Origin of the sequence: Faecalicoccus pleomorphus DSM 20574, assembly GCF_000420345.1 — a bacterium.
Classification (GTDB): Bacteria; Bacillota_I; Bacilli_A; order Erysipelotrichales; family Erysipelotrichaceae; genus Faecalicoccus; species Faecalicoccus pleomorphus.
Genome location: NZ_ATUT01000001.1, coordinates 78,791 through 105,309 on the forward strand (window position 1 = coordinate 78,791; position 26,519 = coordinate 105,309).

Annotated in this window: 19 protein-coding genes and 2 other annotated features (1 of these 21 cut by a window edge); of the genes, 16 read left to right on the top strand and 3 right to left on the bottom strand. The window is 38.9% G+C overall.

Annotated elements, in window-relative coordinates; translation table 11 throughout:
- Positions 1-159: 159 nt before the first annotated feature.
- Positions 160-2,745, top strand: coding sequence for a cation-translocating P-type ATPase (locus G413_RS0100360; RefSeq protein ID WP_022788970.1), 2,586 nt, complete (start codon positions 160-162; stop codon positions 2,743-2,745).
- 142 nt (positions 2,746-2,887) lie between these two features.
- Positions 2,888-3,074, top strand: a binding site (T-box leader).
- 30 nt (positions 3,075-3,104) lie between these two features.
- A complete protein-coding gene (gene tyrS / locus G413_RS0100365) occupies positions 3,105-4,349 on the top strand; it encodes a tyrosine--tRNA ligase (RefSeq protein WP_022788971.1) in 1,245 nt (414 codons plus the stop codon).
- Here the strand turns inward: tyrS and mnmL are convergent.
- Positions 4,346-5,293, bottom strand: coding sequence for a tRNA modification radical SAM protein MnmL/YtqA (mnmL, locus tag G413_RS0100370; RefSeq protein ID WP_027968947.1), 948 nt, complete (start codon positions 5,291-5,293; stop codon positions 4,346-4,348). The genes tyrS and mnmL overlap by 4 nt on opposite strands.
- A 217-nt stretch (positions 5,294-5,510) precedes the next feature.
- On the opposite strand from mnmL, the gene G413_RS10545 reads away from it, so the two are divergent.
- The gene (locus tag G413_RS10545) at positions 5,511-6,179 is read left to right on the top strand and encodes a M48 family metallopeptidase (RefSeq protein WP_022788973.1); all 669 of its coding nucleotides are present in this window, start codon (positions 5,511-5,513) and stop codon (positions 6,177-6,179) included.
- A 12-nt stretch (positions 6,180-6,191) separates the two neighbouring features.
- Here the strand turns inward: G413_RS10545 and aroF are convergent, their stop codons facing one another.
- Entirely contained in the window at positions 6,192-7,205 is a 1,014-nt protein-coding gene (aroF, locus tag G413_RS0100380; RefSeq protein WP_022788974.1) for a 3-deoxy-7-phosphoheptulonate synthase, read from the bottom strand.
- Complete coding sequence (locus tag G413_RS0100385; RefSeq protein WP_022788975.1) at positions 7,202-8,485, bottom strand: shikimate kinase; 1,284 nt, start codon at positions 8,483-8,485, stop codon at positions 7,202-7,204. Before G413_RS0100385 ends, aroF begins: the two co-directional genes overlap by 4 nt.
- 252 nt (positions 8,486-8,737) lie before the next feature.
- On the opposite strand from G413_RS0100385, the gene aroD reads away from it, so the two are divergent.
- The 13 genes from aroD to G413_RS0100450 all read left to right on the top strand — a co-directional run bounded on the left by aroD (position 8,738) and on the right by G413_RS0100450 (position 26,346).
- Positions 8,738-9,481, top strand: a complete 744-nt coding sequence (aroD, locus tag G413_RS0100390; protein WP_022788976.1) for a type I 3-dehydroquinate dehydratase — start codon at positions 8,738-8,740, stop codon at positions 9,479-9,481.
- Between the two features lie 240 nt (positions 9,482-9,721).
- Positions 9,722-17,107: a discoidin domain-containing protein gene (locus G413_RS10550; protein WP_022788977.1), complete on the top strand. Its 7,386-nt coding sequence runs from the start codon at positions 9,722-9,724 to the stop codon at positions 17,105-17,107.
- A complete protein-coding gene (locus G413_RS10555) occupies positions 17,107-17,553 on the top strand; it encodes a DUF6568 family protein (RefSeq protein WP_022788978.1) in 447 nt (148 codons plus the stop codon). The genes G413_RS10550 and G413_RS10555 overlap by 1 nt, the downstream gene beginning before the upstream one ends.
- A 443-nt stretch (positions 17,554-17,996) precedes the next feature.
- Complete coding sequence (locus G413_RS0100405) at positions 17,997-18,758, top strand: C39 family peptidase (RefSeq protein ID WP_022788979.1); 762 nt, start codon at positions 17,997-17,999, stop codon at positions 18,756-18,758.
- Positions 18,759-18,794: 36 nt separating this feature from the next.
- A complete protein-coding gene (locus tag G413_RS0100410; RefSeq protein ID WP_022788980.1) occupies positions 18,795-19,085 on the top strand; it encodes a hypothetical protein in 291 nt (96 codons plus the stop codon).
- Positions 19,086-19,172: 87 nt separating this feature from the next.
- Positions 19,173-19,700, top strand: a complete 528-nt coding sequence (gene hpf / locus G413_RS0100415; protein ID WP_022788981.1) for a ribosome hibernation-promoting factor, HPF/YfiA family — start codon at positions 19,173-19,175, stop codon at positions 19,698-19,700.
- Between the two features lie 102 nt (positions 19,701-19,802).
- Positions 19,803-20,471 (top strand): response regulator transcription factor, encoded by a 669-nt coding sequence (locus tag G413_RS0100420; protein ID WP_027968948.1) that lies wholly within the window; start codon positions 19,803-19,805, stop codon positions 20,469-20,471.
- Positions 20,468-21,454 (top strand): sensor histidine kinase, encoded by a 987-nt coding sequence (locus tag G413_RS0100425; RefSeq protein WP_022788983.1) that lies wholly within the window; start codon positions 20,468-20,470, stop codon positions 21,452-21,454. Before G413_RS0100420 ends, G413_RS0100425 begins: the two co-directional genes overlap by 4 nt.
- A gap of 105 nt (positions 21,455-21,559) precedes the next feature.
- Entirely contained in the window at positions 21,560-22,327 is a 768-nt protein-coding gene (locus G413_RS0100430) for an ABC transporter ATP-binding protein (protein WP_022788984.1), read from the top strand.
- Entirely contained in the window at positions 22,320-24,317 is a 1,998-nt protein-coding gene (locus G413_RS0100435; protein ID WP_022788985.1) for an ABC transporter permease, read from the top strand. The genes G413_RS0100430 and G413_RS0100435 overlap by 8 nt, the downstream gene beginning before the upstream one ends.
- Entirely contained in the window at positions 24,314-25,030 is a 717-nt protein-coding gene (locus tag G413_RS0100440; protein ID WP_022788986.1) for a transglycosylase domain-containing protein, read from the top strand. Before G413_RS0100435 ends, G413_RS0100440 begins: the two co-directional genes overlap by 4 nt.
- A 124-nt stretch (positions 25,031-25,154) precedes the next feature.
- The gene (locus G413_RS0100445; RefSeq protein WP_022788987.1) at positions 25,155-25,589 is read left to right on the top strand and encodes a cell division protein SepF; all 435 of its coding nucleotides are present in this window, start codon (positions 25,155-25,157) and stop codon (positions 25,587-25,589) included.
- Positions 25,573-26,346 carry a YlmH/Sll1252 family protein gene (locus G413_RS0100450; RefSeq protein WP_027968950.1) on the top strand — a complete coding sequence of 258 codons (774 nt, stop codon included), beginning with the start codon at positions 25,573-25,575 and terminating at the stop codon, positions 26,344-26,346. Before G413_RS0100445 ends, G413_RS0100450 begins: the two co-directional genes overlap by 17 nt.
- Positions 26,341-26,519, top strand: a binding site (T-box leader); it runs 35 nt beyond the window's last position. (Overlaps the previous gene by 6 nt.)

Sequence of the window (26,519 nt, forward strand, 5' to 3'; positions counted from 1 at the left end):
ACAGATTATGTACAATATCTGCAATGAGGGAGTAGTCTAGCATTGCTTGATTGTTCAACATACCCGAATGTAAATTCTGGACAATCTTAAAGACAAGACTCATTAAGGACGCAAGGTCCTTAATGGATCTTGTCTATTTTTATTGTAAAGGAGAAAGTTATGCCAATCTACAATCAGACACAAAAGGAAGTTCTTGAACAATTATCCACTTCGATGGAAGGACTTTCCAATGAAAAAGTAAAAAAACGACAGGAACAATACGGATTAAACCAGATGAATCAGAGCAAGCCAAAAAGTCCGGTCTTGATTTTTTTAGAACAATATAAAGATCTATTAGTTATCGTATTGATCTGTGCGGCTTTGATTTCTGCCTTTTCCGGCGAATATGTCAGCACGGCTGTTATTTTAGTGGTCATCACGATCAATGCGATCCTGGGAACGATACAAACCTTGAAGGCCAGAAAGTCATTAGAAAGCTTACAGAAGCTTTCCACACCTCATGTAAAAGTATTACGAAACGGACAAATGGAAGAAATATCCAGTGATCAGTTGACCATTGGTGATATTGTCTGTGTCGAGGCCGGAGATGTGATCGAAGGCGATGGACGTATTTTAGAGGCAGCGAATTTACAGATCAATGAAAGTGCTTTGACCGGTGAATCTTTACCACAGGAAAAAACGACTGAGGCTTTAAGTGGAGAACAGCCTTTAGCTGATCAGACCAACATGGCTTTTTCCAGCGGATTGGTTACCAATGGTACCGGAAAATATGTCGTATCTTCCATTGGAATGGATACGCAGATCGGTCATATCGCCAGCATGATCGAAAATGCCCAGGAACGTAAGACACCATTGCAGAAAAGCTTAGACGAATTTTCTGTTAAACTCACCATCAGCATTTGTGTGATCTGTGCCATTATTTTAGCCATTAACGTCTTTTTAGCGCATGAAAATGTATTAGATGCTTTGTTGATTGCGGTGGCCTTAGCCGTTGCAGCTATTCCGGAGGCTTTAGGATCGATCGTTACGATCGTACTTTCTATTTCAACCCAAAAGATGGTCAAGGAAAATGCGATTATCAAGCAGTTAAATGCTGTGGAAAGCTTAGGATGTGTTTCTATTATCTGCTCCGATAAGACGGGAACCTTAACACAGAATAAAATGAAGGTCATGGACGTCTTTGCCAATCAGGAAGCTTTTCCACCGGAAGCTTTAGATGCTGGTGATCATTGTCATGATGTTTTATTGAAAGAATGTCTATTATGTAACAATGCGATTTATCGAGAAGATGCACAGATTGGGGATCCAACGGAGATTGCTTTGTTGGAGCTGTTTGACAATTATGGTAAAAAAGATGGCGATTATGTAGTTGAAACCGAACGTATGGATGAGATTCCATTTGATTCGACTCGTAAGATGATGTCCATCAACTCAAAATCACACCTTTATACCAAAGGGGCTGTAGATGAGCTGTTAAAACGTTGTACACAAATCTTGATCCATGATCAAAAACGTCCGATTACAAACGAAGATAAGGAAGTCATCCTGTCAAAGAATGAATATTATGCCAAAAAAGGGTTACGTGTCTTAGGTTTTGCCTATAAAAATATGGAACCAAAACCGCTTGATTTTGCCGATGAAAGCGATTTGTGCTTTGTAGGTATGGTGGCCCAGATGGATCCGCCTCGTCAAGAAAGCAAAGATGCGGTTGAAAAATGTCGTATTGCCGGTATCAAACCTATCATGATCACAGGCGATCATGCGATTACTGCCCAAAGTATTGCCACAGAGATCGGTATATTTAACGAGGGTGATGTGGTCTTGGAAGGTTCGCAATTAGAAAAGATGAGTGAAGATGAGCTGGATGCGATCTTACCAAAAGTTTCTGTTTATGCTCGTGTGGCACCGGAACACAAGATTCGTATCGTCAAGGCATGGCAGAAACGAAATGAAATCGTAGCCATGACCGGAGATGGTGTCAATGATGCCCCGGCACTGAAACAAAGTGATATTGGTGTTGCCATGGGAATTACCGGAACAGAGGTTTCCAAGGATGCCGCCAGTATGATCTTAATGGATGATAACTTCTCTACGATCGTAAAAGCGGTCATTACCGGACGAAACGTCTATACAAATATTAAAAATGCCATTACGTATTTATTGTCAGGCAACTTCTCTGCCATCCTGGCAGTTGTTTATACATCTGTATTGTTCTTGCCAACACCATTTACGGCTGTGCATTTGTTGTTTATTAACTTAATTACAGACTCCTTACCGGCCATTGCGATCGGTATGGAAAAAGGCTCAGATGATATTTTGAAACAAAAACCTAGAAAGAGCGATGATTCCATTCTGAATTCAAAAACTTTGATCCAGATTGGTACCGAAGGTTTGATCATTTTTGTCTTTGTGATAACTGCTTACTATTTAGGAAATGAAGTCAGTCCGGCATTAGCTAGTACCATGGCATTTGCGACTTTGTGTTTATCTCGTTTGTTCCATGGTTTCTCCAGTCGCTCCGCATTGCCTTTATATAAGCTTTCCATCAATGTCTATAGCTGTTTAGCCTTTGCTGTCGGAGCCGGTTTATTAATGTTGATTTTATTAGTTCCAGGTTTACATGGACTCTTTACCGTTGCACAAGACCTGACTTTACAACATATCGGTTTGATCGTTCTCTGTGCTTTTGCTTCTTTTATCTGTATTCAGCTATTACGTGTTATTAAAACAACAATTAAGAAATAACACTTTGAGGTGCTTTGTCACCTCTTTTTTAAATAATTTCAAAGAAAGACGGAATCGCTTTTATGCAGTTATCCTGTCTTTAGATTATTGACACAGGCATCTAATAGGGGGTTGCTTTTTCAATCTTTTTTTGTATAATTTAACTACGGCTAAGAAGAGAAAGAGTACATAGTGTCTTTCTTTACAGAGAGCGACTGTTTGGTGCAAGGTCGCAGGAAAGTCTATGGAATACACCTTGGAGCTTCATCATGACGTATGTCTGCGTTAAAGACTAGAGTGCATACTTTTTGTATGAAGTAAGGTGGTACCGCGTTGATAACGTCCTTATAGAAGGACGTTTTTTTTATGGAGGAAACAAAATGAAGTTATTTGATGAATTAAAGTGGCGTGGTCTTGTCGATAATGTGACAAGCCCGGATGTAGAAGATGCCATCAACAATGAACAGCTGACCTTTTATATTGGAACCGATCCAACAGCGGATTCTTTACATATCGGACATTACAGTTCTTTGTTAATGGCGAAACGTTTACAGATGCATGGACATCATCCTATCATGCTGGTTGGTGGTGCTACCGGCTTTATCGGTGATCCAAAGGCAACCGGCGAGCGTAATATGTTAACACCGGAAGTATTACAGAAAAACTATGATGCCCTGCATGCGCAGATTTCAAAGCTTTGGGGCTTTGATATGGTCAACAATTTGGACTGGACAAAAGATATTACGATCATTGACTTTTTGCGTGACTATGGGAAGCTGTTTAATGTCAACTATATGATCAACAAGGAAACGGTAAAGAAACGTCTGGATAGTGGGATCAGCTACACCGAATTCTCTTATATGATCTTACAGAGTTTAGATTTCTATACCTTATATAAGACCAGAAATTGTACGATGCAGATTGGTGGCCAGGATCAATGGGGAAATATTACATCGGGATTGGAATTGATTCGTAAAAAATGTGGAGCCGATGTCAAATGTTATGGTTTAACCATGCCATTGATCACAAAAGCGGATGGTACAAAGTTTGGTAAGAGTGAAAGTGGAACGGTATGGTTAGACCCTAAGAAGACAAGTCCATATGAACTTTATCAGTTCTTGTTTAATACGGAAGATACCAAGGTCATTGAATACTTGAAGAAACTGACATTCCTGACAAAAGAAGAAATTGATGCTTTAGAAGTTTCATTAAACGAAGAACCGCATAAGCGAGAAGCACAGAAAGCCTTGGCAAGTCAGGTTGTCAAAGATCTTCATGGAGAAGAAGGATTAGACAGTGCTTTAAAAATTACGAATGCGTTATTTAGAGGTTCTTTTGCGGAGTTGAATGATGCGCAGAAATTAGAAGCTGTAGCACAGATGGATCAGATTGAATGTCCCTGCGGTCTGATGTTGGAGGATGTATTGATTCAAACACACATCGCTTCCAGTAAACGTGAGGCGCGTGAATGGATCAAGGGAAACTCGATTTCCATCAATGGAAACAAGGTGAATGATCCACAGATGTTGATTGCACAGGGAAATTGTTGTGTACAAGATTATATGATTTTACGTCGTGGTAAGAAAAATTACTATTGTGTCAAAATGAAAGAGCAGGAAAATTAATTCCCGCTCTTTTTTCCTTGCCATGTGTTTAATGCTACCATCTTTTTATCGATTTCATTGGTCACAATCGTTTTTTTGATGGTCCATAAAGGAGCAATCAGATCTTTGGCCATTCCATCTCCTGTCAATCGTTCTACGATGCAGTCATAAGGTAAAACCTCCAATTGTCTTACTGCCACATCTACATAGTCTTCTAAGGAAAGTAACGGAAACAGATGCTCCTGGTATTGTTTTGCCAAAACGGTGCCTTCGATGATATGCAGCATATGAATTTTGATCGCATCAAAAGGATGCTTGCCTAGCTGCCGTACTGTATCGATCATATCTTCTTTGGTTTCACCGGGTAATCCATTAATGATATGTACACAGGTCAAAATGGGAGTGTCCTTTAGCTGTTCCAATGCATCCCAAAGCTCTTGTGTTGTATGAAGTCGATTTAAACGTTCCATGGTCTTATCATGTGCGCTTTGTAAGCCAAGCTCGATCCAGGTTTCTTTTTCTTTGGCTTTTACAGAAAAATAATCGATGATTTCCGGGGTTAGACAATCGGGTCTTGTCGCAATACAAACTCCTAAAACATCGTTACGGGCATAGAAGGGATCGTAGATCTTTTTTATCGTCTTTAAATCGGCATAAGTGTTAGAATATGATTGAAAGTACGCAAAGCCTAAACAATCAGGCCATTTTCTCTGCATTCGCTCTAAGCCAAGCTCGTATTGTGTTGCCAAACTGTCAAAAAAGGAAAGGATACTGTCACCGCTTCCTTTTCCGGAACAAAAGGTACAGCCGCCAAATCCTTTGGTACCATCTCGATTGGGGCAGGTAAAGCCGGCATTCAAGGGAACCTTGGCTACTTTTTGATGATACTTGGTCTTAAAATAATGATTGATCGTAAAATATCGTTTATTGTCATGAGAGTGTGTATAAGGATTGTTCATTGTCATCACCTTGCACATCCTAACATATTTCTATCAGAAATGACAGCTTGTCGAAAAAGACAAAAGACATTAAAAAATATAATTTTTGATTTATTCGATAGATAAAGGCTTTCTTGCCCAAAACATCGAATCACGCAGAATTTATGCTACACATTTTGATTAGGATATGATATCATGTCTAAGCATTAAGGGGACATAGAGAGTGGTTTTAGGAGGCTCAGTTATGTCAAATTTTTTTTCTAAGGACCATAATAACATTCCTAAATACGCCTTAAAGATGACAAAACAAAAGGGAATACGAATGCGGGTTACAGCCAGAGGAGAGTTGGTTGTGCATGCCAATCCGTTTTGTACAAAAGAAATGATCGATAAATATGTAGAACGTCATTTGGATGAAGTTTATTTTAAAGCCAAAGTGCCAACGGTCCGGCTTTTTGGGAGAAGTTTTCAGGTCAAAAAAATCAAAGGAACAACCAGTCATGTCACAACTTGTGAGGATGAACTGATTATACAGGCAAAAGATGAAGCAAGCATGGAAAAGGTTTTCCAACAGTTTTTACGAGCAAATGCCAAAGATGTATTGTGTGATATCTCGGAAATGATCTTTTATCGTTTTCAAGAGTATTCCATTACCATGCCTAAAGTCTTGATTCGAAAGATGACAAGCAGCTGGGGCATCTGCCATCCGGAAACAAATTCGATTACTTTAAATGCGGAGTTGATACATTACCCGGTCGAATTTATCGAATATGTTGTCTGTCATGAGTTTATTCATCTTTTACAGCCGAATCATTCACCGGTATTTTATGACATCTTAAAAAAAGTGATGCCGGATTATAAACGACGGATCGATCTGATTGAAACCAATAATGAAAAGCAGTATCTGATGTGATACTGCTCCTTTTTATAATTCGCGTCCAATAACTTCGGCAATTTTTCTTCCTTTTTGAACCAGACTGGCATATTTTTCCGGTTTTAGACTTTGATCACCATCGCTCCATGCACATTCCGGATTGTCATGTACTTCTATGATCAGGCCATCAGCACCTGCGGCAATCGCAGCTAAAGACAATGATTCAATCAGTTTCCAGTCACCGGCCGCATGACTTGGATCGATAATGATTGGCAGATGTGTTCTTTCTTTAATAATAGGAATGACCGCAAGATCCAAGGTGTTTCTTGTCATAGTCTCGAAGGTTCGAATTCCTCTTTCACAGAAAATCACATTCGGATTTCCTTCGGACATGATATATTCGGCAGCCATGATCCATTCGTTGATCGTATTGGCTAATCCGCGTTTTAGTAAAACCGGTTTTTTGGTTCGTCCGACGGCTTTCAATAGATCAAAATTCTGCATATTTCGTGCTCCGATCTGAATGATATCCACGTTTTGAACAAATTCATCCAAGTGTTCTACAGCCATCAATTCACTGACAATTGGAAGACCGGTCTGTTCTCTGGCGATACACAGATCGTTGATTCCCTCAGTTCCTAAACCCTGGAAAGCATAAGGGCTGGTTCTTGGCTTATAGGCCCCTCCGCGAAGCATGTCAGCTCCACAATTTTTAACTTCGTTGGCAATGCGGGTGATTTGTTCTTCTCCTTCAACACTGCAGGGGCCGGCAATCATTACGATCTTTTTGCCACCGATCTGGATGCCATTTACATCAATAATGGTATCCTCCGGATGAAATTTTCGATTGACTAATTTATAGGGTTCATCCACTCGCTGTACATTAGCAACGATGGGGTTGGCCATGACATTTTTCTCATCGACTTTTGAGGTATCTCCAACTAAACCAAAAACATTGTAGTTTTCTCCGTAAATCACAGTGACCTGCAATCCCATGTTCTCAAAACGATGGATCAGCTGATCGATTTTTTCTTGTTGGGCTTCTTTTTTTAAGGTAATGATCATATGGTTTTTCCTCCTGTACAAATTAAATCTTGTATATGGTCTTTTACTTTTTGAATACTTGTTTGAGAAATTTTATTTAAATTGGTATTGTTTACAATTTGAATGTCACTATATTGAAGATAATAAGGCATCCGTTGATGATACATGTCTTCCACCGCTTTTTGACTGCTGGAAAGAGGACGGTTAGGATCATTGGATTCCAACAGATTCAAATCACGATCCAGAAAGATCAAAATACCGTTTAATCGCAACATATCGATGTTGATTTTGTTTTTGATGATGCCACCGCCACAGGCAATCACCAGATTTTGGTTGGCACTGATACGTTTTGTAACCTTAGTCTCCAGTTCTCGAAATACAACTTCTCCGGATTCGGCAAAGATTTCTGGTATGGTTTTCTTCGCTTCTTTTTCGATTTCATCATCCAAATCGATAAATTTCTTTTGGGAAAGCTGTGCTACTTTTTTTCCTATGGTACTTTTACCACAGCTAGGCATCCCGATAAAAACCAGATTTGTTTTTTCCATCAATAAATCAAATAAGATTTGATCGATCACTTTTTGCGGTGTCGTATCTTGTAGAAAATGTTCTTTGGCACGAATGGCCTGTACGATCAACATTTCCATTCCTGTTGCATACAACAATCCTTTTTCTCGGGCCTGCAGGCAAAGCTTGGTACAGATTGGATTATAGACAACATCCAATACCGCTTTACACTTAGGAAAGTCATTTAAATCAACAGCCTGTTCATCAATATGAGGATACATACCGACAGGCGATGTGTTGATGATGATATTCGCATCGCAATGGCTGGTATAGACTTCCTTGTAGGAAATCGCATCATCTTTTGGATGACGGGATACACAAAGAATCTGTTTGGCGTTATGGTTTCTGCAGACTGCTTTAATAGCTGCCGCAGCGCCTCCGTTTCCTAAAACCAATACTTTTTGATTTTGGATGGGGACATGATGATGTTGAATCATATAATCAAATCCATCATAATCTGTATTGTATCCATAAAGCTTTCCATCACGATTGACGATCGTATTGACAGCACCGATAGCTTTGGCATTTTCATCTATAAAATCCAAATAGGGAATGACTGTCTTTTTATACGGAATTGTTACATTGATGCCTTTAAAGTCTTTTTGTCGTAAAAAATAATCAAGATCCTCTTCATCTAAGGGCATTAACTCATACGTATAGTCTGCCAGTTTTTCATGAATGATCTTAGAAAAACTATGAGATAATGGTTTTCCGATTAGTCCATACTCGCTCATACAAAACCTCCTTTAGGGAAATAAAAAAGCACCATGTTGGAAATGCCATGATGCTTAAAAGCCCCGAAAAAGAACCAGTTATAAAAACGGCTTTTTCAGGGCTATTTAAAGGTAAACATAAAATAAGAAACAGATATTAAATTTTTCATAAGTTTTCACCTTATGAAAATAATTTACAATACAATGTTTTAAAAATCAAGGAAAATATGCCCGGATTTCATTTTTTTTGATACACTAATAAAGGTGATAACGATGAATAGAATACCATGGAATCCTAAAAAACCGAAGATTTGTGTACCCATCATGGAAAAGACAGCACAGGAAGTCCTAGAACAAGCTCAGAAAGTGTCTAGCATGAATATTGATTTAGTTGAATGGCGCATAGATGCCTTTGATCATATAGAAGATCTCTCAAAATGTATCGAGCTTGCCCTGGCTGTAAAAGAACAACTGGGACAAATTGATTTGTTGATTACATGCCGTACCCAAAAAGAAGGAGGCTTCTTTGAAGGAAACAAGACCTTTTACAAAGAGTTATATCATACCATCTGTACCAAACAAGCAGCGGACTTGATCGACCTGGAATTTGATTGGGGTAATGATGTCTTTGAAATGTTGCTTCCTATCGCAGGCCAACATCAAATTCAAGTCATAGCTTCGCATCATAATTTTGTTAAAACACCTTCTAAAGAAAAAATACTGCATAAACTAATGGTTATGAAAGAGTCGAAAGCTGATATTTTAAAAATGGCTTGCATGCCGCAAAACAAACAGGATGTTTTTGTCTTGATGGCAGCCACTGCTGCTTTTAAAGAAAGATTTCCGGATGTGGTTCTCGTAACGATGGCAATGGCAAAAGAGGGAATGCCATCAAGAATTTTAGGTGAATTCTTTGGCAGTGCGATAACTTTTGCATCAGCCGGCAAACAAAGTGCACCGGGACAAATTGATGTGGATACGATGCGCTTCTTGATCGATACACTGCATTTATTATAAAAACCAGCTATAAGCTATGTGGATTTTCGCAATAGCCTTATAGCTTTTTATTTGCATTTGTATAAAATCACATACAAAAAATATAGGAATGCTAAAAAGTGTAAAAATCTGTCAAAAGTGACAAATGTAAACGGTTGCAAAAGGATGGCTTAATTTTGTATGCTAAATATGTGACTTAAAATGTTATTTAGTCAAATAATTCATTTTTGTTGCTTTACTAAAAAGAGAGGTAGTGAAGAAGTGAAAAAACATCAAAAAGTTATTTTGGCTTCCGTTGTAACGGCAAGTCAGGCTGCTACGGTTTTGAACATTCCGATTTCTGTGATGGCACAAGAACCAGATCTTACAAGATCAAACTATAATACCGAAAATAAAGCGGTACAACCTAAAAGTGGGTACACCTTTATTGGAGCACCCAAAGGTATGCCTGAAGTATCCAATAATGTGGTAACAGTATCGTATGCCAATGGAGAAAAGGCTAAAATCACATTTTTAGAAAACAATTTGTTTCGTTTTGACATGGAAGTCGATGGAAAAGAGGAAAGCTTTAAAGAGTATGTAGATCCAACCGATGCATTGCATACCGGAAGAATTGTTCAACAACCGGATTCATCCGATGAGTATAGTAAACCAACTCCTACATTAAGTGAAACCGAAGAGGCTTATATTATTCAAAACGATGCGATCATCCTGGAAATTGCCAAAGCGGATTCACGCATGACGTTAAAAAGAAGCGATGGCACGATTGTCTGGCAGGAAGCCAAACCTATCCAGTATCAAAATGGAAGTACGATTCAATCGTTTGTGAAAAACGATGGTGAAAACTTCTATGGAGGAGGTACACAAAACGGACATTTTGTCCACACCGGAGAATCAATTAAGATTGAAAATTTAAATAACTGGGTCAGTGGTGGTGTTTCGAGCCCGAATCCTTTCTATTGGTCCACTAGTGGTTATGGGGTTTTGCGAAATACATTTAAAAAGGGTGTGTATGATTTTGGAAAAACAGAAGGTGATGTCGTCAGTACATCACATAGTGAAAAAAGATTAGATGCTTACTATTTTGTAGCTGATACACCGGTCAGCCTTCTTCAAAATTATTTTAAGGTAACAGGCAATCCGGCCTTATACCCGGAAGAAGCTTTCTATCTGGGACATCCGAATTGTTACAACCGGGATGAATGGGTAGAAGGTGGTAATACTCCATTAGAAACGGTAAACGACAGTACCAAATATCAGGAAATCAATAATGGTGGAAAAGTTAAAAAAGGCGGTGTCTTGGAAACTTTAAATGGAACCAATGATACCGATTATAAATTCTCGGCTCGTGGTGTCATTGATCAATATGAAAAATACGATATGCCTTTAGGCTGGTTTTTACCTAATGATGGCTATGGTTGTGGATACGGAAAAGATGATACCAACCTTGACAACAACATTGCCAACTTAAGAAGTTTTACAGATTATGCCAATTCAAAAGGAGTTGGTACCGGTCTTTGGACACAGTCGGATCTAACACCAAATCCAAGTCAGCCGATCCATCTACAGCGCGATTTTGAAAAAGAAGTCAATCAGGGTGGTATTCGTACTTTAAAAACCGACGTAGCCTGGGTAGGTTCCGGTTATTCTTTTGGATTAAACGGAATCAGTAAAGCTTATGATATCATCACAAAAGCGGACAGTAAAAATCGTCCAACCATCGTTACCTTAGATGGCTGGGCTGGAACCCAGCGTTATGCGGGAATCTGGACTGGGGATCAGACCGGTGGAAACTGGGAATACATTCGCTTCCATATTCCGACTTATATCGGACAAAGTTTGAGTGGAAACCCGAACGTATCCAGTGATGTGGATGGAATCTTTGGCGGTGGTTCTTTAGTTTATACTCGTGATGTACAATGGAAATCATTTACGACAATGTTGTTGAATATGGATGGATGGGGATCGTATCCTAAAAAGCCTTATGTCTTTGGAGAAGATACTACATCTATCAACCGTATGTATTTAAAGCTGCGCTCACAGCTGATGCCGTACATTTACTCGACAGCCTATACTTCCGCTAACTTAGGAGAAGATGGTGAAAAAGGAAAACCGCAGGTTCGTGCCATGTTCTTAGAATATCCTGATGATGCCAATACGTATGGGAAAAACGTACAGTATCAGTTTATGTTAGGAAAGAACTTGCTAGTTGCACCGGTTTACCAAGATACGGCAGCGGATGACCAGGGAAATGATATTCGTAATGGAATTTATTTACCCGATGCCAATCAAGTATGGATCGATTACTTTACCGGCAAACAATACCAGGGTGGTACGACGCTAAATAACTTTGAGGCGCCGATCTGGAAACTTCCTCTATTTGTCAAAAATGGGGCGATTCTTCCAATGACGGAAGCTCACAACAATGGTTTTGCCAAATCAGAGACAAACACGAAAGGTGTTGATAAGTCTAAACGGATTGTGGAATTTTATCCGGCCGGACAAACGGATTATACACTCTACGAAGATGCCGGAAATACGATAGATAACTCCAATCCAGAAGAAGTCAATTATGGACCAGTGGTTACAACACATTTTACCAGTGATGTCACAGGTGATAAAGCTATCTTAAAGGCTGAAGCCAGTCAGGGAAGCTACGTGGGTTATGATGCCAATAAAGAAACGCAATTTGTCGTCAATGTCAGTGAAAAACCAAAAGCAATTGCGGCAACAGTTGGAAATACTGATGCCGGATTAACAGAAGTACATTCACAAGAAGAATTTGAGAAAGCCCAGGGCAATGTTTATTACTACAATGAAAGTCCGAATTTAAATCAATTTGCGACACCGGATTCCGATTTTGCTTCTGTTAAAATTACAACAACACCAAAACTGTATGTCAAATTTGCAAAGAGTGATGTGAGTGCCAATGCGATCACATTAACTTTGGATGGTTTTAAAAATGATGGAAATTTGGATAAAAATCAGTTAAACGCTAATCTGAAAGCACCGGAAAATGTAAGAGCTCCTGAAGAAGAAATTACACCGGATACAATTCAGTTAAAATGGGATGAAGTGACTGATGCGACAAGCTATGAAGTCGAAGCCGATGGTATCATTCAATCGGGCATTACAGAACCAACGTTTACTCATACAGATTTAGCCTATCATTCCAAACATACGTATCGTGTACGCGCAAGAAATAAAGACGGGTATTCACAATGGAGCAAACCATTAGAAGCACAATCTGCATTGGATCCATATCGTAACGTGCCAAAAGATATCAAAGTGACCTGGGATTATGGAGATAATTGGGGTAAAATTGCCAATATCCTTGACTTTGATACCGGAACAATGTTCCACTCTACAAATGCGGTACAAGAAGGACAGGCTTTGATTTATGATCTACAAAAAATTTATGATTTAGATCGTATTGAATATACACCACGTCAGGATAATAAAGGTAATGGTACCGTTCAGAAGATGGACGTATATACCTCTTTAGATGGAACCAATTGGAACTTAGCCTATGATTCCAGTAAAAACAAAGAATGGACATACAGTAATGATATGAGTGAGCCGGATATCAAAACAATGGACATGACCGGACAAAAAGCACGATATATCAAATATGTGGTTAAAAAATCAAAAGGTGGTTTTTTCTCGGCAGCTGAATTACAACCTTATAAAGTGGATGGTACCGAAGGTTATCTGGTAGGGGATACCAATAACGATGGTGTTGTGGATGATAATGATTTAGTACAAATTAATAACTATGTCGGTTTGGAAAACGGTGATCCGACTTGGGATCAGGTGAAGCGTTCTGACTGGAATGCCAATGGCTATTTTGATGCGGCAGATATTGCTCAAACGACCTCACGTTTAAATAAAGGCATTTCTAAAAAGGGTGAAGATCCTAAGGGGTCTTTAGTCATTGAACCGGATAAAGCACATTACAATGCCGGCGATAAAGTTATCTTATCCATTAAAGGCATCAACATGGAAAATGTATATGCCTTAGGTGGTAAGCTTCCTTATAACAGTGCTGAATTGCAGTTTGTCAGTGTTACCTCGGATGTTGCAACCGGTAATCAACGTGAGTTTGTCTTTGATCGTATTGCGTATCAAAATCAACAGCATCCAGATAAAAATCGCAATGTGAACTTTGCCTACAGCAATTTAGGCGATCAGGCGATGCTGTCAGGAACCAACCGTTTGGCAACGGTAACCTTTACAGCTAAAAAAGATTTGGATATCAAAGCCAGTGATTTTAATATCTCTAATTTCATGTTTGTCAGCAACAATATGAACTTTATCGATCCTTTACAGCCATCGCAGGATCTTCCGGAACCGGAAACCGAATCAAAGATTCAGGTACAGTCCGTACAGGGACAGGATGAATCAGTATTACAGGCCGGTATGGGTGTTGATAAGTTGATTGATGGTGCCTGGGGCGGTGATCCTAATCGCTTTGAATTTAAATGGGGCAATGATGAAGCCAGTGTACCGGCCAGATTGCCATATTGGATTCGTTTCAATTTTGGTGAAAAGAAGAAAGTATCGGATGTGATCATTCATGTTCGTGTCGATGGAACGAGAATCAACGGTGGCGCCTTAAAGGATTTTGAATTGTATCGTATCAATAATGACGTCGAACAAAAGGTCGGAAACTATACGATCGATAAAACGGATGATGATCATGCGTACATCGTTCATTTTACAGAACCGGTACAGGCGGATGGATTTAAATTAAACGCATTGACAAGCCAGGCAGGTCAAATCTTTAAATTGAACATTGATGAAGTGGAATTTAGACAAAATGCACAAATTCCGGTAGAGGATATCGTTTTGGATGAAGCCAATCCAACAACACTGAATGTTGGAGATCTCAAAGGTTTTGGCGCAACCATTGCACCGGAAGATGCGACCAACAAGCTCATCAAGATAGAAAGCTCTGATCCGGAAGTCTTAGAAGTTATTCGTACCAATGCAGGTGATCATTATACTTATATACTGCATGCCTTGAAACAAGGTACAGCTGCATTAACGATTACATCGAATGGAAATACGGCGCAGGGACAGCCGGTGACAAAACAAGTGGAAATCACGGTTAATGAGGCGGTTACTTCTAAAGAAGAATTAGAAGCGAATATTGAAGAAGCAAATACGATCTTAGAAAACGAAAATCTTTATACCAACACATCGTTAGATGTATTAAAGAACGCTTTAAAACTGGCCAATGATATCGATCAGAAAGAAGATGCCACACAAACAGAAGTCAATGCACAGGTCGTACAGCTCTTTAAAGCTATTCAACAGTTAGAATATCGCGGCTCTAATGAAGGACAGCCAGACAGTGAAAATCCAATTGCGGTCGATCCGGAAAACGTGACGGCGACAACATCGGCTTCTGAAGGACCGGTGGAAAACGCATTTGATGGTGATAAAGCTACTTATTGGCATTCCGGATGGGAGCAGGGAACGGAGAAACTGCCACAGAGTGTAACCATTGATTTAGCGGATGAATACGATGTGGAACAAGTCAACTACTTGCCTCGTCAAGGAAGCCGAAATGGAGACATCATCAAATATCAGATCGAAACAAGTGAAGACGGAGAAACCTTCAAGCCTGTTGTAGTGGGCACGATTGAAAATGATGGATCTTCCAGTGTGGAAAGAACACAACCACATAAGATCAAATTTGATAAAACAAAAGCACGTTATGTACGCATTACTGCTCTGGAGTCTTTAGGGAATCAAAATAACTTATATGCCTCGGCGGCTGAGTTCATTATTTTTGGTGCTTTGCATTCCGATGCGATTCCAGCCACTTCAATCGAATTGGACAAAACGGAATTAAAATTGGATGCCGGAAATACGGAGACTGTAACGGCCACCATTCTGCCGGAAGATACAACAGATACTATCACTTGGGAATCTTCGGATCCAAGCATTGCCAGTGTGGAAGCTTTAGGACGTCGTCGAGTACGAAGAGATGCCAATGCATCGACAAATACAAGCACGGTGACTGTAACCGCCTTAAAAGCTGGTACGGTTACCATTACGGCCAAGGCTAATGATACCGTCAGCAAAACCTTAACAGTGACTGTCGAAAATCCAAAACAAGAACAATTAGCAGAATTGATCGAACAAGCAAAAGGTGTGAAATACGAAAATGCAGCTTTGCAGGATTATCTGACATCTGAAATTGAAAAGGCCACACAAGCTTTAGATCAAGATCAGGACACTCTGCAAAATGCGTATTATGCCTTAGCGGGTGCTCTTTCGGAAATTGAAGAGATTCAAAAAGATATCGAACAGCTCAATAGCTTTAGCAACATAGACGATTCTCGTTATGTCCCTAACGAACAATATCAAATGTTTAAAGAGCAGCTGCAATTAGCACAGAATTTATTATCCGATCCGGTGCAGAATAAAGAACTGATCAAAACACATGTGGATGCATTAAAGAAAGCTTTCGCACAATTGGAAGAATTAGATCGAGAGAAATTATCAAATGCCATTCAGGAAGCAGAAAAAGTAAATCTGCAGGATTGTGTAGAGGATGATGCCTTATCCGCATTTAAAACCGCTTTAGAGAACGCAAAAGCGGCTAATCCGCAATCCAATGAAGAAATTGATACCCTGGTAAACACTTTATTGGAAGCACAGGCAGGCCTACATTTTAAAGATGAAAATTTGGCCACTGACGATCAAAAAGAATCCATTCAACATGCTTTGGATGTGTTAAAGAATTTGGATTTAGATCTGTATTCAAAACAAGATGGAAAAGCGATCAAAGCTGCCATTTCGGATGGTAAAGATGCCCTGGCTAATAAAGATCTGACTAAAGAAGAGGCTTCTAAGGTGATTGAGGATTTGGCAAAAGCACTTTCTTTAGAACCTAAGGAAGTGATACCAGAAGAGGAGCCTGCAAGTTCTACGCAAAAAGAAGTGATTACCAAAGCTTTGGATATCTTAAAAGGTCTGGATTTAAACTTGTATGATACAAAGGCTCAAAGTGTAATCCAAGAAGCGATCGAAGAAGCACAAAAGGCTGCTGACAACGATCAGTTGACCAAGGAAGAAGCGGCAGGTGTACTAGAACACTTGGCCAATGCATTATCTATACAACCAAAAGAAGATACACCAAAAGATGAAAAGGCTACTTCCACACAAAAAGAAGTGATTGAGAAAGCATTGGATATTCTAAAAGGTCTGGATTTGAACCAGTATGAGGCTAAAGATGCTGATTTGATCAAAGAGGCTATCGAGGCGACTCAAAAAGCACTGGAAAACAAAGAGCTGACATATGCGGAAGCCACTGATATGATTGAAAAAATCGCACAGGCGCTTTTAGTTACACCAAAAGAAACAGAACAGCCAAATCCATCGGATAATGAAAATCCAAATACCAATACACCAGATCATGGACAAAACAATTCGACGGATACAAGTGCCAATGGATCCAATAGTGTCATAGTCAATCCTACTGATTCTTCGAAATCAAAAGGAAACACAAAAACCGGTGTACATTCCTTTGTCGGCTTGTTTGCGGCTTTGGCCACATCGGCGGCTGCCACTGCTGGTACAGTGACTCTTCTGAAAAATAAGAAGATTCGCATACGCCGTAAAGGAAAGAAATAATGAAGTCTTTTAAAGACATCATACTGATTCTCTCTTTGATTTTACTTGTGGGATGCAGTGCGAACAGTTCGCCTGCATCTCCAGGTGAGATCCAAACGATCAATTTAGATCAGGTCGATGAAAAAATTGCGAATCAGGATAGTTTTATCGTGTACTATGCACAATCGGATTGTGGCTATTGCCATGATTTTGATGAAATTCTCAGTGAATATATTCCTGAACACCCGGTAAAAATCTTTAAAGTGCTATTGGATCAGGAAGAAAATGCCACACCGGCCGATAATCTAGCCCGTGTGCGTAATTATTTCCCGACGTTTCATGTTACACCAAGCGTATATTATGTTGAAAAAGGAATTTTTAAATCAGACCTGAATCCGGAAAGTGTTCAAATTACCAAAGATATGTTGGAAGCATGGGTGAAGAACAATCATCTGGAAAATCTATAATATTTTTGTAGAATGAACAAAAGGGCGGATAGATTTTCAATTCGTCCTTTTCTATATAGGAAAGAAACGAGGATCTCAGCAATTCTCGTTTTTGTTTAGATCAGATACGAAAAATCATAAAAATATTGTGAAAAGATGTGATTATGATATAATCTCTTGCGTTGACAAGACGGGAGGGATGTATTGAGTTAGAAAACATATAGTATATTGAAGATAAAATCGACCCTTTGAAATACGCTGACGGTCAGCAGGTCATCGCCGATTTTATGACTGATGAAGTCTTATTGTGGGTTAAAAGCCCAGTTTTATGAGCACACACTTGTAGAATCAATAAGAGTATTAAAAGCAATATGCTATATAAAGCTCAATAGATCTGATAAAAATTGAATTGTTTCAAAATCATCAGTAGTTACAAGTGCTCTAGGTAAAGAAGGAGTATTTTAATGAAAAAGTTATTTTTAGTTTTATGTACCATGGTTTTGGCAGGCTGCAGTGCCACAAAAGTCAATATGAGTGATGAAATGAAAATTGACAATCCCGTTGATTTATCCAAGGAAGATGGAGCGGATAGTGTCGAAAGAGATGGAGATCATGAAGATTCCATCTATTATGCACATCCGGATTTTTATAATATGGAATCTACCGATACATTAACTATTCTTAGTCATTTTAAAACTCTCCAACAATCTTCGGAATGGAGCTGTGGAGTCGATAGTGCTTTAATGGTGTTGAATTACTATGATAAGCTGGGCGATCATACAGAAGAATCTTTGGCCATGTATCGTACTAACCAGCTGGCACAGGAAGCAACCAGTCTGGAGTCTATGATCAAGATCTTTGAAGGTGTAGGAGGCATGGAGATTCATTCCACATATGATTACACCCAGGAAGAAGCTGCCGAGAAGATCAATCTGGATATGATTCGTAAATACTTAAAAGATGGTGTTCCTGTCATGATCGCATGGAATGACTGGGGTGGTCATTGGCAGACCATCATCGGTTATGATGATATGGGAACCGAAACAACACAGGATGATGTGATCATTGTAGCTGATTCTTACGATACAACCGATCACAATCAGGATGGTTACGGTATCATTCCGGCCGAACGTTTCTATTATAACTGGACAATGTATGATTTCTTTGAGAAAAATTATCAGATTGATGAAAGAGATCATTTGTTTATTGCGGTAAAACCAGTTTAAATTAAAGATAAATATCATAGTGTTTAGGAGCTTGGTATGAAAAAAATAGTATTTGAAGAATATGAAAGCTTTTTAGAGCAGATCCAACAAGAAGATCGATCAAATCAAGACTGTATCTGTATTGATTTACAATCTCTTGTCGATCATTTGGAAACCATTGAACAGGTTTTGGTACTACAAATGGCTCTGGCAAAGATACATAAGCGCTGTATTCTGTACTTTCCATATCCGGGAAAAGAGAAAATGACAGAAACAGAATATGAAGCGTATAAACATGAGCTTCAAAAGTTACAGAATGTTGAACTTTGTTTGGAAGAATTTTCTTGATGTCATAAATGGACTAAAAAGAAAGGGCTTTAATTTTAATTTTCCTAGTCCTGTGGTATAATTCTTATAAACAAGGAGGTACCTATTATGAAAGTCAATGTAGTAGGAAAAAACGTAACTGTTACGCAAGGGATCTCTGATAAGATTCACAAAAAGCTGGATGTATTGAACAAATACTTTATCATCAGCGATGAGGATACAGCCAATGTGCTGATTCGTACCTATCCTCATAAACAAAAGATTGAGGTGACGATTCCCACAAAGTTTGCCATTCTTCGTGCTGAAGTCATGGATGACGATTTATATAATGCCGTGGATAAAGTCATCGATAAGCTGGAAGATCAGATTCGTCGTCAGAAGACTCGTCTGACACGCAAGAATAAAGATTCATTAGCCGAGGCTTTTTTGGAAGATGATGAAATTTATGGATCGGATGATGATGTTTTAGTTAAGACAAAATCCATTGAACCGGTAGAAATGAGTCTGGATGATGCCATTATGAAAATGGAGCTTCTAGGACATGATTTCTTTATCTATACAGATGATGAAACGCAAAAAATTGCCGTTGTCTACAAGCGTTATGATGGCGGATACGGTTTGATTGAAACGGAATAATACGATTAGTAATTAAGATCGAATGGGCTATGGCCATTCGATCTTTTTTTGTCTTTAGAAAACTTTAAGAATCAAATGAAGAAAACATGATAGAATATGACTATGTACACGATATTATTAGTAGAAGATGACAATGTGATTGCGACAAAAACAGCGCAGTTTCTGAAAAGTTGGAATTATGAAGTGGTATTGATCAACGACTTTCATGCGGTGATGGATACGTTTTTTCAATGCAAGCCGGATTTAGTTTTAATGGATGTAACCTTACCGGTTTTAAATGGTTATCATTGGACGGAGCAGATTCGTAAAGTATCTCAGGTTCCTATTCTGTTTGTCTCCAGTGCAAGCGATAATATGAATATTGTGATGGCACTCAGTCAAGGAGCTGATGATTATATCACCAAACCATTTGAACTGCAGGTCTTACAAGCTAAGATTCAGGCCTTATTGCGAAGAACCTATGACTTCAGCGGGAAATTAGAGATTTTAGAACATAAAGGTTTACGCTTTATCATTGAAGAAAATATGGTTTTGTATCAAGACAAGAAAATTGAACTCTCTAAAAACGAAGCCAAGATCTTACACATTTTATTAGAGAAGAAAAATACGATTGTTTCCCGAGAAGAGATGATGAACTATTTGTGGAAGACAGATTTTTATGTGGATGAAAATACATTGAGTGTGAACGTCAATCGCTTACGAAAAAAATTAGAATCTGTTGGTTGTACGCATTACATTGAAACCAAAAAGGGATTGGGCTATAAAATATGAAGTTATTGATTTATTATTGTAAAGATCATAAATATTGGTTCTATTTGTTGCTTGTTTTGTTTTTGATGTTGTTGTGTCTGTTTTATGTATATCAAATGAATGTAGAGCCTTTATTGTATGGCTATCTTTTGATCTTGTTTTTCTTTTTTGTCTTTATTGGTTCTGATTTTTATAAATATGTATTGGGCCATCAACAGCGTTCATCAATACGTGAAGAAAACATCGTATCGGCTTTATCCATCGAGGATATAACGCTTGCCGGTCAGGATTATCATGAACTCTTGGAGAAGATGGATCATACCCGCGTAGAAGCTATTATGGAAAATGAAAACCAGATCAATGAAACGATGGATTACTTTACAATGTGGATTCATCAGGTGAAATTACCGATTGCCGGTATGCAGCTTTTATTGGAAGAAGAACAGCTAGATAGAAAATCCATACAAAGCCAGCTTACCCGCATCAATCAATATACAGATATGGTTTTGGCGTATTTACGGATGTATTCCAAGCAGTCAGATTTTCTGTTTCGGGATGTTGATCTGGATGATTTGATCCGACAATCCATTCGGTATTTTTCGACAGACTTCATTGCCCGAAAGATTCATCTTGTTTTTCAACCGACGAATCAATCGGTGTTGACCGATGAAAAATGGCTGGTTTTTGTGTTGGAACAGATTCTTTCCAACGCGCTAAAATATACGCCTGTTGGCGGATCAATTCGGATTTATATAAATGATGTGAAACAACTGGTGATCGAAGATAATGGGATGGGCATCAGCGCCAGTGATTTGGCACGTGTGTTTGAAAAGGGATATACCGGCTTTAATGGACGTAAGGATAAAAAGGCTACCGGTTTGGGACTGTATCTCTGTAAGGAAATTTGTCGTAAGCTAGAGCATACAATTTCCATTGAATCCAAGCCAAATGCCTATACCCGCGTATTATTGGGATTGGATCGAAGGCGATTTCGTCATGAGTGACACCTTTCTTACAAAACTGTAAGATTAAAAGGTAAAGTGTAAGCTAAATCCATGTCAGGAATCCTGGGGATTTTCTATAATGAAATCACAAAGGAGGAATGATCTATGTCATTATTAGAAGTAAGAAATGTAAAGAAAATATACACGACACGCTTTTCTTCCAACAAAGTGCAAGCTTTAAGCGATGTCAATTTTAATGTGGAGAAGGGTGAATATGTTGCCATTATGGGTGAATCCGGTTCCGGAAAGACCACTTTGTTGAATATATTAGCGGCCCTGGATCGGCCGACCAATGGAATCGTGCGTTTGAATGGAAAAGATATCACCAAGATCAAAGATAAACAGATTTCGTCATTTCGCCGTGAACATTTAGGTTTTGTGTTTCAGGATTTTAACTTATTGAATAACTTTTCCAATAAAGATAATATTCTTTTGCCTTTGGTGTTGGCCAAAATGAAATATAACGATATGATCCATCTATTGATACCGGTTGCCCGTGAGTTGGGAATCGAGGAGCTGTTGGATAAATATCCTTATGAGATTTCCGGAGGACAAAAACAAAGAGTCGCAATCGCCAGAGCCATCATCACCAATCCGGAATTGATATTGGCTGATGAGCCCACAGGAGCTTTGGATTCAAAATCCACCGAAGAACTATTGAATGTCTTTACGTCTTTAAATGAAAACCATCAAACCATTCTCATGGTCACTCATTCCACTAAAGCGGCTGCACACGCCAAGCGTGTTCTTTTCATCAAGGATGGACAGGTATTCCATCAGATTTATAGGGGTGAAAAAACCATGGATGAAATGTATCAGTGTATTTCTGATACACTGACACTGCTGGCTACAGGTGGTGTTCATCATGCGTAATTTTTTCTATTCTCGTCTGGCTCTGGATAATTTTAAGAAAAATGCCCGAATGCAGATTCCTTTTCTTTTATCCAGCGCATTGACCGTCATGATCTTCTATCTGGTCTTTTCCTTATCGACCAATGAAGGCATCGGTGGCTTAATGGGTGGAAACTATGTTCAACAGCTTTTAGGCTTTGGAATCGGCGTTATTATCGTATTCTCTATCATCTTCTTATTTTATACATATTCGTTTTTGCTCAAACGAAGAAAGCGGGAATTTGGTTTATTTAATATTTTAGGGATGGAAAAGAAGCATATTGCGCGCATGCTTTTTCATGAAACATTTATCAGTTTTTCTCTTTCGCTGGTGCTGGGTATTCTTGTCGGTATTTTATTTGATAAGCTGATGTATATGTTGTTGTTGAGGATGATTCAGGCGGATGTGCATTTTGGTTTTTATATTTCGACATCCGGCATTTTATGCAGCTTTATTTTATTCTTTGCGATTTATATTTTGATCTATGTTTTTTCTTTGGTGCAGGTGCATATAGCCAATCCGATCGAATTATTAAATAGTGACAAGGTCGGCGAGAAAGAGCCCAGAGCCAAATGGATTCTGGCATTGATTGGACTGGTGTGTTTGATTACCGGCTATTGTATGGCGGTTACGATTACAAATCCATTAATGGCCTTTGCCATGTTCTTTGTTGCAGTCATTTTAGTGGTCATCGGAACGTATTTATTGTTTACAGCCGGCAGTGTAACCTTATTAAAATTGTTAAAGAAAAATAAACGATATTACTATAAAACGAATCATTTTATCAGTATATCGAATATGATTTATCGTATGAAACAAAATGCGGTTGGTCTTGCCAACATCTGCATTTTGTCCACTATGGTTTTGGTCATGTTGTCGACAACAGTTTCCTTATGGAATAGTATGCAGGAAATTTTGGATCAGAGATTTCCTCGAGACATCATTGTTTCTTTACGGGATTATGATCTTTATACATCCAAAGATCGCTTGTTGCAGGTTATAGACCAGCAGGGAATTAAAGCAGAGAATGAAATGGTATATCGGTATGTTTCCATGAGTGGCCTGTTACATGGTGATCAGGTTGATCTTGGTTTTGATCAGGGTGGCTTAAGTGATGTAAATGACGCCATCACCATGTATTTGATCCCATTAGAAGACTACAATCAAATCATGCATACACAAGATACATTAGCACCTGGAGAAGTCATGGTCTATAGCATGCGTATGAATTACAATCAACCAGATATCCGTATTGGCAATCAGAACTTTCATGTCAAAAAGCGACTGCAGGAATTTATGGAAAACCAGGAAGCTAGCAGTACGGTAAGTGCCAGTCTTTTCATAGTCTTGGATGATGTAGATACAATCTTACAGATGCAGGATGTTCTGGAGAAAAATTATTCCGTTTATAATCGGCCAACCACGATATTAGCTTTTGATGACAAAGATTCTCGGTCACAGGATGAAATTGCTTCTCTTTTTAGTGGGCTAGAGCATACAGTGGAACTCGAGGACGAAAAAGATTACACATGGGTCTATACCGAATGTAAAGGTACAGGAAAGATAGAGATGATGGGACTCTATGCGGGATTCTTATTTTTAGGTATTTTCTTAAGCATCCTTTTTGTAATCGCAACTGTTTTGATTATGTACTATAAGCAGATTACAGAAGGATACCAGGATCAGGAACGCTTTGAGATTATGGAAAAAGTCGGCTTAGAGAAAAAAGATATTCGTCGATCAATCAATTCACAAGTGTTGACTGTCTTCTTTTTGCCACTTATTGTGGCCGGTATTCATATTGCGTTTGCCTTGCCTTTGATTTCCAAACTGATGAACTTATTATACTTTGATAATATGAATTTGTTCATTATCACAACCATCATCTGTTTTAGTCTCTTTGCCTTGATCTATTGCGTTGTATATGTCTTGACCTCTAAAGTGTATTATCGTATCGTGAAGGCAAGATGATAAAAAAGATTGGTAAGCTTATAGCTCTTATTTTCCTGCTGGCAGCCATGAGCGTAGGCTGTCTTGCGGGACTTGGCTATATGGATTATAAAGAGGCAATAGATCAGACAAGTATTGAAGACAAGATGGAAAGCATTCAAAGCCATGAAGATTACGTTACTTTGGAACAACTTCCGGAATTATATCGTAAAGCAGTGGTAGCGGTAGAAGACCATGATTTTTATGAACATCAGGGTATTGATATTGAAGCCATCGGACGAGCAATCTTAAATAACTTAAAGGCCATGTCGTTTGTGGAAGGTGGTTCAACAATTACGCAGCAGCTGGCCAAAAATGAATTCTTTACCCAGGATAAAAATTTTGTACGAAAATTTGCCGAGATTTTTATGGCCTTTGATATCGAAAGCAAATACTCTAAAGATCAAATCTTAGAGCTTTATGTCAATTCCATTTATTTTGGGGAAGGTTATTATGGGATTCATGCGGCAAGTGTTGGGTATTTTGATGTGGAGCCGATGTATTTAAATGAGGCGCAATGCATTTTATTGGCCGGAATTCCCAATGCCCCCAGTGTGTATTCGCTGCATGTGAATCCGGTTCTGGCAAAACAAAGAGCCAAACAAGTTTTGCGACAAATGGTCAAATATTCTTTTTTATCGGAAGCTGAGGCGCAGAATATCGCATACCAGCTTGATCAAATGATCGCCGGTTAAACAAGAAGACAAGAATGTAAGCGATCGCAAATAAGGGAAAAACGACTGGTTGTGATTTCTCAAGAATTTCACTTTTCAAATTGTTTTTCTATGATATAATACTTGAAGACAGGAGGTACTACCCATGGGATTTATGGACAAGGTAAAAGATTTCGTAGCACCAATCGAAGATGAAGATGAAGGATACGAAGCGCAGCCAGTTGAAACTGTAAGAAATGAAACAGAGGCTGAACCTCAAAATCGATATGAAAGACCAAAAGCAAGAACAAATTCAGCGACTTTAAATGCTAAGACAAAGATGGTTTTATTTGAGCCAAGAAGTTTTGGAGAAGCCGAAGAAGTAGGACAGCGTTTAAAAGAGGGACGTGCTGTTGTAGTCAATCTGCATAAGTTGGATCGTGACTATGCACAACGCACCATCGATTTTTTAACAGGTGTTGTCTTTGCACTGGATGGAAAAATCCAGAAAATTGGTCAGAACGTCATTTTGTGTTCACCTGCTGAAATTGGTGTACAGGGATCGATTTCTTTAGGAAATCCAGATGACTTTGAAGACTAAGGCTGAATCAGAGATAAGAAGTACATATTATAGAGGTCATGAAATGTTTATTGCCCGTTTACAAGATCAATTTGATTTTGTAGAACAAAGGCAGATGCCGGTCCTGACCTCTTTTTTAACGCCTGTCGAACAAAGAATCATGATGCGGCAGGCGCCCAAGAATCTTTTTATCTCTTTTTATGGCGGTTACAAACATGCGATTCGCAAGATGGCTTGTATCCAGACAATGGATTTGGAACCCAATTATGATTATGTGATCTTAAAGAGTATATATACACCGCAGAAACGAAGTTGTACCCATAAAGACGTGTTGGGTGCATTGATGCATTTAGGCCTGCAAAGAAACCAGTTGGGCGATATTTTTGTCGATGATACGCAGATCCTTTTGGTCTGCAAGGAAGGCTTGGCAGAATTTATCTGTCGGGAATGTCATAAAATTGCCAATGCCTTTGTTGATTTTAAAGAAGATTATTCTGTTGAGTTTCCGGCGGCGGCCGCTGAAATCGTTACCGTTCATGTTGCTTCGCTTCGCATGGATGCGATTGTAGCGGCTCTGGCGCATTGTTCACGCTCCAAAGCTATGGACTTGTTGAAAAGCGGATGGGTGAAGTTGAACGATGTTGTTCTTGAAGAAAACGATAGATTATGTAATAATGATTACGTTTCTATACGTAAAACAGGTCGGTTTCAATTTTTAGGTGTGGAAAGCCGCACACGAAAAGACAGACTGATTTTACGTTTTGAGAAATATGTATAGGCGAAGACAAAGACAAGTCGGTTTCTACATGTTTCAATCAGAGAGCAATCGGTTGGTGAAAAGATTGTATGAGACAGGACACCGGTATCCCTTTGGAGCTGAATTTCTGAAAACAGAGTAAGAAATTCCGGATAATTCCGTTATCTTATTGAGGTGCGCAGTTTTTAACTGTG